This window comes from Bacillus sp. FSL P2-0099, from assembly GCF_038007445.1.
Classification (GTDB): domain Bacteria; phylum Bacillota; class Bacilli; order Bacillales; family Bacillaceae_G; genus Bacillus_A; species Bacillus_A mycoides.
The window spans coordinates 1,840,951-1,856,295 of record NZ_JBBOXE010000001.1 but is presented as its reverse complement, the minus strand read 5'-3'; the positions used below and the strand labels follow the sequence as shown (position 1 = coordinate 1,856,295).

Below are 15,345 nucleotides of genomic sequence, written 5' to 3'. Positions count from 1 at the left end.
CTCTAATATCATATATTAAATATATTTTCAAGATCTTCACTCGAGAGGTTTGCCGTTTCAAAATCAGATGGGGTGAATTCAGCATGTTTTCTCTGACAACAATGTTGAATCAAATCTCTCAATTGATTCATATACTCCATGAAAAATTGCGATATTGTTTCTTGTTTAAATTTGTTTTTGCTATACGTAATCGACAAATTCAACTTTTTATCTACTGTATACGCAACGATATCTAGCAAACAATCCATCTCATTTTTATTGCTGTTATCTTGACCGGAATTTTCATACGCAAATTCAAAAATCCCATTGGAAAATGTAGCATTAAAATCACCTAAATAGTTAAAACGAACATACTTTCGAGATTCAGAACTTAATTCCTTCGAAATATACTTTAAAACTCCATAATTTAGACCTTTACTTGGAACGCTACGCAATTGCTCTTTTAATTGTTTAATTTGTTGTGATATATCTACATCCTCAAATTGTAACCGAATTGGAAATAGGCTCGTAAACCATCCAATAGTTCGCGATACATCAATTTCATCATTTAATTCTTCACGCCCATGCCCTTCAATTTCAATAATCACATCATTTGTTTTAATATACTTAGCCATTACCAATGATAGCGCTATAATCATTAGTTCATTACCTTTTGTTCGATAAGCTTCATTTGCTTTTTGTAACAGCTGCATAGTTTCTTCTTCTGTTAACTTCTTAATCATTTTCTCGCAAAATTCCATACGATCCAATCCTAAATCAAAATCATTAAATGAATTCTCTTCATATTGATATACATGCTCCCAGTATCGCTTTTCTGATTCTGGAATTTTTTTACTCATTCTCTTTAACTCAATTGCCCAATCCTGTACCGAATTATCTTTTGGCGGCAAAAAAGTTTTTTGCTTATTTTCTATCTGTTTATATAATTGATTTATATCTTCAAAAATAATTCGCCAAGATATACCATCAACAGCTAAATGATGAGCTGTCATTAATAATTTTTTACCAAAATCGCCCAAATCAAATATACAAACTTTAAGAAGAATTTCATTTTCAATATTAAAGCTCGATTTCAATATTTCTCCAATACTAGCAATACGAATACTTTGCTCTGTTTTTGATAATTCAGATAAATCTAATGATTCTATTTTTATTTTTTTATTGTAATTATTTTGATTATAAAATAATTCCTTCGTTTCCATCCGGTAATTCAAGCGAAAAGCGTCGTGATGACAAACTAATAAGCTAAATGCCGATTCAAGTATCCCAACCTCAACGTCATCCTTTACTTTGACTAACACTGACTGTGTATAATGGTTTATATTGTTCAAATCTTGCGAAAAAAACCATGAGATAGATGGTATCGTTTCAATACTACCAACACATTGTTGATTACTCTTCTGCTCTTTTGTGCTAGTCATTTCTAAATATAAAATCATATCTTCAATAACTGGATTAGCCAAAATATCCTTTGTTTTTATTTTAATCCCTTTCTCACGTATCTTAGAAGAAATTTGAATTGCTTTAATGGAATCCCCGCCTAGATGATAGAAGTTGTCTCTTATACTTACTTTTTCAACATTTAATACTTCAAGTATAATACCTACTAAATCACTTTCTATCTCACCTTCAGTTTTTTTCTCTATTTTAACTTCAGGTTTCGGCAAGGCCTCTCTATCCAGCTTTCCGTTAAACGTCAACGGTATTTCTTTCAACACAATAAAATACGAAGGAATCATATAAACTGGTAAGATCTCTTTTAAGAATCTAAATAGTTCGGATGTCTTCACCTTAGCATTCTCAGTATAGTAGGCACAAAGATAGCGGTTTCCATCATAATCCTCTTGATCAATCACTACCACTTCCTTAATGCTCGGATATTTTTGCAAGTTTATTTCGATTTCTTTTAGTTCTATGCGGAACCCACGAACTTTTACTTGATCATCTTTCCTTCCCAAATACTCAATCTTATCTCCTTCAATAAATCTAGCTAAATCACCCGATTTATACATCTGCTCTTTTTCCGAATATGGATTTACAATAAATCTCTCTCTTGTTAAAGCCTGATTGTTAAAATATCCTCTTGCAACACCTTCCCCAGAAATATAAATTTCTCCAACAACTCCCATTGGTACTGGGCGAAGATCGGAGTCCAACACATATATTTTCATATTTTGTGCAGGTACACCAATAGGAACAGATACCCCTTTATCTTTTTCAATATCGAATTGATGAATCATACATCCTACAACTGTTTCTGTGGGCCCATATTCATTATATATTTTTGTTTCTCTACCTAATTTTTTCTGTATGTTTGCGGCAAGGTCTACTGTTAAATTTTCTCCACCAACAATAATTTTTTTAATTGAACACCCAGAAAAGTCTGAATCTTTCAATAAAAATAGGTGAGATGGAGTTAATTTAATAATACTTGCTTTTTTTTCTTTAAATATCCTATATAATACATATTCGTTTGCATCAGCAGGATAAATAATAATCTGATTACCACTAATTAATGGGGTAAATATAGTTGTAACAGTAAGATCAAAAGCAAGAGATGAATACAATGGGAAAACTTCATTTTCACTTGCGCCTACATATACTTGATTTGCCCAGGAAATATAATTAACCAATCCTTTCTGTTCAATCATTGTACCTTTAGGGTTTCCCGTAGAACCCGATGTATATATGATGTAAGCAAGGTCAGTCGGCTCACTTCTATTTTTAATATTAGAAGTATCTCCCATATAAATATGAGCTGCATTTATATGGATAACCTCAACCGCATACAAAGAAAGATCCCATTGATGCGAAATATCAAAATTAGTGAACAGAATATTGATATCTGAATCTTGCAGCATATAATTGACCCGTTCAGATGGATATTGTGGATCAATAGGTAAATATACCGCTCCTGCTTTTAAAATTCCTAAAATTCCAATAATTGTTTCTAGAGAATGCGTAGTTGATATTCCTATTACTGTACCTTTTGTTACATTTTTCTTTAATATATACCTCGCTAATTGATTAGATCTATCATTCAATTCACGATACGTAAGTTCCTTATCTTCCAGGCAAATCGCAACTCTATCTGGTGTCCTTTCTACTTGTTCTTCAAAAAGCTGATGGATTGTCTTGTCCTTTGGATACTCCCTATTCGTTGCATTAAATTCATATATCAATTTATTCCACATATCTTCTGGTAAAATTTCTAATTCCATCAACTTTTTATTAGGCGACTCCAACATCTGATTCAGTAAATGACTGATTCCAAGATACATTTGTTCAATTTGCTTTTCTGTATACATATGATCCTTATAATCTATATCTAGATTATATTCTCCTAATCTAGACCATTCTCGAATAATCAATTGAATTGAATAAATCTGATTCCTATTGTAAAATTCTTCATTTTCTATTGGTGTACCATTAATTTCAGTAGGAAGTTTTGTATTGTAATAGTTAATACATGTATCAAATAAATCACCGTATCCCTTTTTCTTTAATTCCAAATCTTTCACCAATACATCATATGGATATTTTTGATGATAATAACAGCGAACCAATTCACGATTAATGCCTTTTATAAAATCTAAGACTGTCATTTCACTATCAACAGTATGACGAAATGGCATAGTACTTGTTAACATCCCCACAATATTTTTTTCATTTTTCCCCGCTCGATTAAGTACAGGCATTCCAATAATTAAATCATCCTGCCCATTTACTTTATTTAAGTAAATATAATATAGGGCAACAAAGAATGCGTACACAGAAACATTTATGTCAGTAGCAAATTGTTTAATTTCATCCGATTGATTATTTGTTAAAGAATATGTTTTTCTATTTGCCTTTGCACAATCTACTTCGTTCTTCCGCTTCACAATTGGGAGCTTACTAAACTTCTCATTCCAAAAATTTTTATCCTTCATAAATCTTTTTGAAGTTAAATAGGATTCTTCCTTCTCAAGGCAATACATATAGGTACTATTAAGCTGATCTGTTATTTTTTCACCTTTCAAAATTTGAGTGTATGCATTACAAATCTGTTCAGTTAAAAGATTCATAGACCAACCATCAGAAATTATATGATGGACCTTAACGAAATATCCCCCTTCTTTAGTATCTTGTAACTTGAACAAAGCAAAATCAAATAAGTCTTGTTCATTGATATCGAAAGGTTTTGCAGCTTCCTGCTGAACCCAGGCATCTAAATCCTTCTGACTATTAAAAATAGTATATCGAACTTGATATTTATGATATTTCTCCACATATTGATGAACCTTCTCATCCGATTCTACAAATCGATGCCTGATTCCATCATTTTTTTTTATAAAATAATTAATTGCTTTCTCAAGACAATCAAAATCCACTTCTCCTTGTATCTTTACTGTTCCCCCAATATTATGCACTGGCTGATGAGGATTAATTTTCTCCATATACCAAATCCTTTGTTGAGGATGAGTTAGTGAAAAATATTCTCTATACTTCAAATTATCACCACTTTATATTTAATGTTTTTCGAAATAATTAACTTTTTGACCATATCTAATCATTTTTTTCGTCATTTCATCCGTAATATTATTCCATACAAAACCCGTTTTTCTTAACAGCATATTCGTTTTATCTCCCATTATATGGAACAACGTTTGTTCGACATCATTAAATGTTTTCAATTCATCTCCTATACAATGCAGCTGTAAATTATATATATCTGATGCATATTGATTAAATTGCTTTTCATCAAAGATATAATCTATAAATTTATCAATTGAAGTTTCTTTTACATCTATGTCTAATCCATACGTTGTTAAAAGAGCTGATAAACTTACATAGTTAGGATTGAAAATGTGATGAGTCTCATTCATTAATTCTTTTTTATTAAACAACTTAATAATTGCCTGACTAACATCATTCACACATGCAAAATCTATATCTCTTTCCATTTCTGGAACCAATCCAATTCTTATATATGATTTCATCATTGAGTATAATGCATTCTGCTCTATGTTTTCTTGAAACCTTCCTGTTTTAGAATCAAAACCAATGTTTCCCACTCGAAAAACATTTACATTTATCCCCTTATCTCTCGTTTCCAGTACAATCTTTTCAGCTTCTAACTTTGTCTTTGGATAAGGATTTTCAATAATTTGCCCTAAATCATTATCATACTCCGTATACAATATATCCTCGTTATTCTTTACTACACCAGAAGCTACAGCCAATGTAGAAATATGATTCACATCTTTCTTTACTCCCTTAAGCGAAAAATCAATTACATTTCTCGTAGCTAGAACGTTTGCTTCATAGGATTTTTCATATTTCCCATAATGACTAACACTGCCTGCTGAATGTATAATACATTGGATTGTTTCACTCAAATATTGATAGTTCGGCAAATCTAAGCCCATATATTTTTTTGTCAGGTCGCCACTATATACAAAAATTCTTTTCTTATACTTATCATAAAAAGATGTTCCAAAATAAGAGCAAACTTTTTCTTTAATGCGATTTTCTGCTTTTATACAATTGTCACTTCTTACAATCAAATGTACATTGCAATCTAATTCAGTTAATAAATCATGTAATAAGTAAACGCCCAAATATCCCGTGCTTCCTGTCAATAGAACTTCCTTATAACCGGTTTGGCAAGAAAGGTTGATTTCGTAATACTTTTTGTTTCTATCATCATATAAACTTCGTATCGCTATGTCTCCTCTTATCTTCTCCTCCATCAACCGATGCCTTTCTCCTCTAGCAATCAGATAAGTTGCTAATGCATCTGGAATGGTCTTCTCCTTTTTATATGTCATATGCTGCGCTAGATCAGAGACTCTAGGGTATTCAAATAAATGATTAATAGAAATATCAAAATCCTTCTGTAAGCTCGAAACAACATTGATAGCCGTTAGTGAGCTACCTCCTAATTCAAAGAAATCATCATGGATACTAACTTGTTTTACTCCCGTAACTCTCTTATATGATTCTATAATTTTCCGCTGTTTATCATCTTTCGGAACAACATTCCTCTTTAGCTCTTCTACATAGTCACTTTGCGATAAAGGGGTCCTCTCTTCCATTTCAATATCTTTAGAAAGGCTAAAGAACTGCCGTTCAAAAGGATACGTAGGGAGTGGAACACGATATCTTCTTTCTTGCGAAAAATACTTGGACCAGTTAATCTTCACGCCATGAATATGCAACTTACCAATATTTTGAAGCAAGTAATTGTCATCAAAAATTTTTTCTTTAGGATGCCTTACAGTATTAATAATTGGGCATTTTGATTCTCCTTGAGTATGTTGTCTAACAAAACTACTTAATGTTCTACCTGGTCCAACCTCCACAAAAATACTTTCCGTACCCGATAGTAGATGCTTAATGCCCTCAGAAAATTCCACTACATGTCGCAGATGATTCACCCAATAATCTGCACTTTTTGCTTGTTCTTCCGTAATCCATTCTCCTGTAAAATTGGATACAAATGGTATTTTAATATCCTGGAAATTAATTTCTTTTAACTTCTTTCCATAGGTATCTAAAATTGAGTCCATCATGGATGAATGAAAGGCATGGGAAGTTGTAAGTTTTTTAAACTGAAAACCTTTCCTAATCAATTCCCCCTCAAAAGTATAGATTGCCTCATCAGAACCTGAGATTACGCATGATATTGGACTATTCACCGCGGCAATAGATACATCTTGATTCATTAGTGGTAAAATTTCATTTTTCGAAGCCATTACACTTATCATGCTTCCTTTAGGTAATTGCTGCATTAAGGTCGCCCGCTCATACACCAACTGTAGCGCTTGCTTTAATGAGAACACTCCCGCCAAACAAGCCGCCACATATTCCCCTATACTATGTCCAATCATGCCGTCCGGATAGACGCCCCATTCCATTAATGTTTTTGCTAATGAATATTCAAAAATAAATATTGCAGGCTGTGTATTAGATGTTTGATTTATATCATCTCTCATTCTCGCTTCCAGGTCCTTTGGATATAAGACTTCCTTCCAATCAATCCCACTAATCTCTTCTAAAATCTCACAACAAAGATTCACTTCATCTCGAAATCTCTTCTCTTCTTTATATAAATCCAATCCCATATTTACATATTGCGCACCCTGCCCGGGAAACATGAAAATTATTTGCTTACTACCGCCATCACAAATGTTAGTTTGAACCTTACCAGAATTTTGAATAAAAAATTCTCGCTTCGCTTCCTCTATATCCGAAACCACTAATGCTCTTCGATATTTTAAATTTTTCCTTCCATTTAAAAGTGTATAAGCTACATCAGCCAAATTCACATTATTGTTATGATTTAAATATTCAGCTAACTTTTTAGTTTGCTCTTCAAGAGATTTTTCCGTTTGTGCAGAAAAAGAAAGTAATTGATATCTCCTGCTCCGCTCAGAAGCTTCTCTTTGGGGAGGTTCCTCAAGTACAACATGGGCATTTGTTCCTCCCATACCAAATGAACTTACTCCTGCTCTTAAAGGAAACTCTTGGTTCTTCCATTCCGCCAATGTATCCTGTACATAAAATGGACTATTACCAAAATTAATTTTTTCATTTGCTTTCTCGTAGTTAATGCTTGGTGGAATCATACGATTCTCCAAAGCAACTACAGTTTTTATCAAACCTGCTATACCTGCAGCGTTATCAAGATGACCAATATTCCCTTTAACCGATCCAATACCACAAAAATTATTCTTCTCTGTATTAAATGCCAACTTCAAGGCTTCAACCTCAATCGGGTCACCTAGCATTGTTCCAGTACCATGAGCCTCTACATATGATATACTTTCAGATTCTACCTCGGCCATGTGATGAGCTGCTCTAATAACAGCAGCTTGTCCTTCTACACTTGGCGCATTAAAACTAACCTTATCAGCGCCATCATTATTTATTGCGGATCCTTTCACAACAGCATGGATGAAATCTCCATCAGCAATCGCATCCTCCATACGCTTCAAAACAACAATTCCCGCTCCATTTCCATTGACCGTTCCCCTAGCATTATCATCAAAAGGTCTACAGTGTCCATCTGGTGAAAGAATCATGCCATCCTTGTATAAATACCCTCTTTTCTCAGGTAATGTAAGTGAAACCCCTCCAGCCAAAGCAATGTCACAATCTCCACTTAATAGAGCTTGACATGCCAAGTGCACAGCAACCAATGAAGAGGAACATGCAGTTTGAACTGTATAACTAGGACCTTTCAAATTTAATTTATGTGATAATCTGGTACCGAAAAATTGAGAACCATTTAAAAATTCTGCTTCTTTTATAAAATCTTTCGCTCCATCATATACCGCTTCTAACCAATATAAGTTTGTAGATGCTCCAATATAAGTACCAATTAAACCATTAAAGGTATCCGAAAAGTAAGCACTACTCTCTAATGCTTCCCAAGCACACTCGTGCAAAATTTTCAACTGTGGATCCATTACCTCTAATTCCCTAGGTGAGTAATTAAATAATTTATTGTCGAACCATTCTGTTCCTGTAATAGCCCCACCAGCCTTTATATAATTGGGATTCTGGATTGTTTCTAGATCAATTCCTCCTTTCTGTAACTCCTTATCTGTGAAGAAAGTTACCGATTCTACACCATTCTTCAAATTTTCCCAGAATTCATTTATAGTATCTCCACCAGGAAATCTGCAAGACATTCCAATAATAGCAATCTCTATACCATTTCTTATCGGTTCCTGTGCACTATCATGCATTCGAATCCCTCTTTCTTTGACGTCTTTGTTTTAACCTATTTTTCGATTCCTTTATTACCTGAACTCTATTTGAGTTCATTTTTTCCTGTACCCTGCTCTCAGCGGTCATCTTTAATTGCTGGGATAGAGAATAAATTGTAGGATATCTAAATAGCATCATTACAGTTATGTCGATGTTCAAATCATTTTTCAACCGTTCATTTACTTGAATAATATTCAGTGAATTACCACCAAGTTCGAAGAAATGATCATAAATACCGACCTGATTTACCCCAAGTACCTGTTTCCAGATCTCCGCTATCATTTTTTCTAGATTCGTTCCAGGTGCTATATAAGTAGTACCTAACGATATATAATTCTCATCATCCCTTTCTTGCAAGGCTCTTACGTCGACTTTGTCGTTATTCGTTACAGGCATACTCTCTAATTGCACAAAATGTGACGGAATCATATATTCAGGTAACTTATTCCTCAAATACTCCCTTAATTCTGTACTAGTAACCTCTTGGTTTGTAATTAGATACGCACACAAATAGCTTTCATTACTTTGATTTTGTTTCGCAACAACAATTGCATTATCAATATATTTATGGTTTAAAATGTGATTTTTTATTTCATCTGGCTCTACTCGGACTCCCTTAACCTTTACCTGATGGTCAATCCTTCCAATATACTCAATGTCCCCATTAGGGAGCCACCTTGTAAGGTCTCCCGTTTTATACATTTTCTCACCTGGAATAAATGGATTGGACATAAATTTTTCATCTGTCAAATCTGACTTATTGATATATCCCCTTCCTACACCTGCCCCAGCAATATATAACTCCCCAGTCACACCAATAGGTACAGGATAATAATCTTGATTTAAAATATATGCCCTATAGTTACTTAGAGGCTTACCTATTGGTATGCTCGAACCCACTTCATTTTCACGACAAATATAGTATGTTGAAAAAATCGTCGTCTCGGTTGGACCATACAGATTAATAATCATCTCAGCATTAACAGTACTCTTTAATTGATCATAAAGACTCTTTGTAAAGACCTCACCGGCTACAAGAACATAGTTAAGAGGTTGACTTATGACAATATTATCTATTAAAACTTTCAAATGGGTAGGTACAGCGCCCAAGACATTAATTTTGTTTTTCTCAATAAAGTTCCACATATTTCTTGGCTCAGCGATTAGCTCTTCCTCAGGAATATATAACCTACCCCCAGAGAGAATCGGGAGAAGGATTTGTTGAACAGAAACATCGAATGTGATTTTTGCTAGCAATAAATGATTCATTTCTTGATTAAATTTTAATTTCCGAATGAGTCCTATCAACTGATTCACAATATTCTTGTGTTCGACCATAACCCCTTTAGGGTTACCGGTTGTTCCAGAGGTATAAATTACATATGCCAAATCGTCGGGCTGGTTTATGTTTTCAAGATGACAACCATCTTCTTTACAGTTTATTTCATCATCCAACCTAATTACTTCCTGTTCAAAAGTAAAGCGTTCCTTCATATTATTTCGAGCCAGAACCAACTGACAATCACTGTCTCTCAAAAAATATTTTATCCTGCTTATTGGAAGAGTGGGATCAATCGGTAAAAATGCCCCTCCTGCTTTTAGCACACTGAGAACTCCTATGACCATTTCTAAGGAAGGCTCTGCAATAAGTCCAACAACGCTATTTCTTTGCACTCCCTTTTTTCTTAAAGTGCGGGCCAGTTGATTTGCCCTTGCATCCAGCTCAGAGTACGTTAGTGTCATTTCTTTATATACGATGGCATTTTCTGATGGACCTTCTTTCACTTTCTGCTCAAATATCTCATGCACCGTCATTTGATACGAATATTCATCCGTCGTATTATTAAATTCATAAAGAACGGTTTTCATCTCTGATTCAGACATCATCTGGATATCTTGTAATGGTATATCCATCTTTTCGGTAATCTCATCAAGTAGATAAATAAAATGTTCTGCTAATCTTTGTACTGTATCCTTCTTGAATATATCCTTACGATACTTCCACTTAAAATGCATATCTTCATTAATTTCTAATACATGAATGAACATATCAAATTGAGTCATACTACTTTCAAATGGGAATTTTCGGAAAGTTAATTCCCTTTTATCCTTAAAGAAATACTCATCATTATCCAAAGAAAACATAATATCAAATATTGGATTTCTCCCTGTATTTCGATAAGCATCTACTTGATTTACTAACAATTCAAACGGATATTCCTCATGATCAATGGCTTTTATTGTATTATCCTTCACTTCATCCAGAAAATTCAGAAATGTTTTTTTGCGACATGGGAAATTTCTTATTACTACCGTATTCACAAACATACCAATAGTCCGTTCCAAACCTGGACGAGATCGGCCAGCTGTAGGGGTACCAATCGTAATATCTTCTTGACCCGTATATTTTAAAAACAATACATTTAAAGCAGCAAGTAGCACCGTATATAGGGTTGTCCCATTCTCCTTCGCTATCTTTTTCAAACGCTTTGTCAAATCGTATCCCGCCATAATTGGTACATAATCACTATCATAAAGTTGCACCGGGTGTCGTGGATAATCTGTATTTAACTCCAGTAATGGAGGTTCATCTTTAAATATGTTTAGCCAATACTTTTCTTTACTCTTAAAATCATCAGTCTGAAAAAATTCTGCCTGCCATACTGCATAGTCTCTATATTGTAATTTAATCGGAGGCAAATCTTTATTTAAATAACTATCATAAAATTCCTCCATAATTATGTCCATCGATATACCATCAAAGACAATATGGTGAGCATCAGTTAACAGCAAATGCTTATTTTCTCTGATTTTAATAACTTTGATTCTAAATAGAGGAGGTTGTCCCAGATTAAAAGGTGTAGCAACCCCATGTACATACTCCATTAATTCTTCTTCCGATGCTTCAACGATATCAACAATAACCTTTAATTTAGGATGTACATACTGCACCACTTGTCCATTGATGAATGAAAACGATGTACGTAAAGATTCATGACGATCAACAAGATGTTGGAAAGCTCTCACCAACATATCATATTCGAGATCACCCTCTATGATTGTCCCCGACGGTAAATTATAAGCTACTGAATCACGATTAAGTTGCCACATAATAAATAGCCTTTTTTGCTGTGATGAAACAGGATAGTATTCTCTTGCTTCAACAGGTAATATAATTGAACTTTTATGTTGTTCCCCATCCAGTATTAGAGTTGTAAATTCTTTTATAGTTGGCTTTTTAAACATTTCACTTAAGTGTATATTCACGTCAAATTCTTGGTTAACTTTCAATATAATCGAAGCAGCATTTAAAGAATGCCCACCTAACTCAAAAAAATTATCATACACTCCTATCTTTTGAATATTAAGAACATCTCTCCATATATGTGCAACCTTTTTTTCCAATTCGCCTTCTGGTGCAACATAGTCGAAGTCTGATACTGGATCCAAGTTGGACACTGGCAATGCTTTACGATCAATTTTCCCGTTTTGATTGAGTGGCATTTTTTTCAGTTGAGTGAAGTAGGTTGGCACCATGAAATTCGGCAAACTTTTAATAAGGAAATTTCTTAATTCTGAGTTTGTTATATGCACATTGGCAACAAAATAAGCACTTAATACTTTCGTACCGAAAGTATCTTCGATTGCAACAACAACAACCTCATCTACATCTGGATGCTTCATAAGACCAGTCTCTATCTCCCCAACTTCTACCCGAAACCCCCTTATTTTCGTAAGATTATCTTTCCTTCCAATAAATTCAATATTCCCATCAGGCATCCACCTTGCCATATCTCCTGTTTTATAAACTTTTTTTTCGGTAATTTTCGGAAACTCTACAAATTTTTCTCTCGTTAAATCTGGAGCATTATAATACCCACGTGCCAATCCAACCCCAGCAATACACAGTTCTCCCGTTACACCAATAGGTACAAGATTCATTTCTTGATCAACAATGTATATTTCGACATTATTAAGAGGCTTCCCGATTGGAATCACCTTCAATTGTTCTATCTCTTGATTACTAATTCTATAGAAAGCGGCTAAATCCGTGCATTCCGTGGGACCATACGTATTTATAATTTCGCTCTTGAAATTTATTGATTTAACTAAAGGTTTGAGTTTTTTACAATTTATCGATTCACCACCTAAAAAAATACGCTTCAACGTGATTAACCTACTAAAATTAGTTCTCTCATTATAATCAACCAATGGATAAAAACCACTTGGGGTACAATTAATGCTCGTAATTTTATGAACATTTATATAATCAGACATTTTATTGTAATCATACATACCTGACTCAAAAAGGTGCAATCGCCCGCCTTTTATCAATGGAGCAAATAAATTTTTATGCGCTGTATCGAAACTAATTGGGGCAATTAATAATACATTATCGGTTGGATTCATATCAAATTCATTGGTATACCAGTTGAGCAAATTCATAAATGAATTTCTTTTCACCATAACTCCTTTAGGGTCACCAGTGCTTCCAGATGTATAAAGAACATACATTAAGCTCTCTAATGGGATTTTCAATTCTAAATTCCCACTCATTTCTATAGGTGTACCGTCTCTCAAAGTTGTATCTATATCAATAAATCTAGTGTTTTCAATTATAAAATTAAATTCATTATTGCTGCACTTCAAAATGATATCTACATTAGAATTACTTAAAAGATAATTAATTCGTTCATTTGGATAGTTTGGATCAATGGGTAAATATGCAGCTCCTGCCTTTAAAACACCTAATATACCAATTGGAAGTTCGAGCGATCTATCTAACATAATTCCTATTACAGAATCTTTTTTAGCTCCTAATTCAACTAATTTATGTGCTATATGATTTGCTCTTATATTTAATTCCTCGTAAGTTAAATTTTGATTTTGGTAAAAGACTGCTAGCTTATGTGGACTTTTAGCTACTTGAAATTCAAACAAGTCAACAACAGATTGATCCTTAGGAAAACCTGTTTTTGTGTTGTTAAACTCATTTAGAATACGATTTCTCTCATTGGATAAAATATCAATTTCAGAGAGCCTTATACTCGGATTAGCTACTACTGCTTTTAACAAATGAGTCAATTGATTTATAACTCTTTCAATCAAGTCTCCTACACTTTCTTTACAAGTGATACAACACTCTAGTTTATCTCCATGCCATGTAAAATTAAAGACGGTATCTGCATTTGTATAATGATTAGAAATATTATGTTGAATATTTTCAAACTGTATGACTGTACGAGGATTCAGTTTATTAGAATTTGCATTCTCATCTCCTAAAAGTTTTGCTAATCGCTTATGCGATACTTTCTGATTTTTATTTGCCTCTGTAATGTTTTGTTGTACTTTTAATAGAAGCTCTTTAAATGTCATCTTACTATGGACATTACTTCTTATAATCAAAAGATGATCATAATATGCTGTGCCAGATTTTGATTGAATTACTGGCGTTCCAATAGAAATATCTTTACTATCCGTGTATATTGAGAGCAAATATTTCACACTAGCAATCAAAATGATAAGCATTCCATATTCAGAATGATTACTTATTTCACTAATTTTATGTGATATGTTTTCTGATAATCTATATGTAAATATTTTTTCTTCCTGATTTTTCACACCAACTTTTTTATTAAAATTTACAAAACTACTCATTTCTAAATCCGTTGATAGTTGATCCAACCAAAACTTCTCCTCTTTAGTTAACAAATCTGCATTATAAACATCATTGCTCATAATAATCTCCTCTCCCAACCAATGTTGAATTAATAAGATTTATAATATCAATGTAATTTTCTTTAATAAAAAAGTGATCTCCTGGATAGCCATAAACAACAGTATCTCTCGAAGTAAACTCACACCATTTTTTCATGTATTCCTCAGTAACATCATCCAGCTTACCGTACATTGCAGTAATACACGTATTTAACTTGTACAATTCATTACTGAATTTATATTCTTCTATCAATTTAAAGTCAGATCTTAAAATTGGGATAAATATATCCATTAACTGCTGATTATTAAGAATTTCTTTTGGAGTACCATTTAAATTTAATATCACATCTTTAAATTCTTTTTCTGGTAAGTTAGACACTTTTTGTTCTCTAATAAAATTGGGGGGCTTTACACCTGATAGAAAAATATGCACAGGAGCATTAAGATTTCTACTTTCTATTTCCTTACAAAGTTCATAAGCGATAAGCCCGCCCATACTGTGACCAAAAAACGCGTAATCGCACTTACCTACAACTCTATATATACATTCGAATATATCATTAACCGCGTGATTCATATCATCATAACAATCTTCTTGAAATCTTTTACCCCTTCCTGCGTATTGAATTGGTTTCAATTCAATACTAGGATGTAAGTAATTTTTCCACTTACTATATATCGAACCGGATCCACCAGCATAAGGAAAACAAAAAAGCATCGTGTTATTCATATACTCTCCTTTCCTATGAATCAAAATTATTTACTAAATTTTAAAAGGCTCTATAGAACTTAATTAGCCACCTAACATCTCCCAATTTTTTCATTAATCTAGCTCCCATTTATATTTTAGGGTGCAATCAGGAATTA

General features: G+C 33.3%; 4 protein-coding genes. All 4 read right to left on the bottom strand.

The features are described 5' to 3' along the window. Positions 1 to 8: 8 nt before the first annotated feature. From MKY90_RS09490 to MKY90_RS09475, 4 genes are read right to left on the bottom strand one after another with little or no spacing between them, the layout of a single operon-like run. Complete coding sequence (locus MKY90_RS09490; RefSeq protein ID WP_341091175.1) at positions 9 to 4,493, bottom strand: amino acid adenylation domain-containing protein; 4,485 nt, start codon at positions 4,491 to 4,493, stop codon at positions 9 to 11. 18 nt (positions 4,494 to 4,511) lie between these two features. Further along, positions 4,512 to 8,738, bottom strand: coding sequence for a type I polyketide synthase (locus tag MKY90_RS09485; RefSeq protein ID WP_215598858.1), 4,227 nt, complete (start codon positions 8,736 to 8,738; stop codon positions 4,512 to 4,514). Further along, a complete protein-coding gene (locus MKY90_RS09480) occupies positions 8,731 to 14,499 on the bottom strand; it encodes a non-ribosomal peptide synthetase (RefSeq protein ID WP_215598859.1) in 5,769 nt (1,922 codons plus the stop codon). The genes MKY90_RS09485 and MKY90_RS09480 overlap by 8 nt, the downstream gene beginning before the upstream one ends. Then, positions 14,489 to 15,208, bottom strand: coding sequence for a thioesterase II family protein (locus MKY90_RS09475; RefSeq protein ID WP_215598860.1), 720 nt, complete (start codon positions 15,206 to 15,208; stop codon positions 14,489 to 14,491). The genes MKY90_RS09480 and MKY90_RS09475 overlap by 11 nt, the downstream gene beginning before the upstream one ends. Between the last annotated feature and the right edge of the window lie 137 nt (positions 15,209 to 15,345).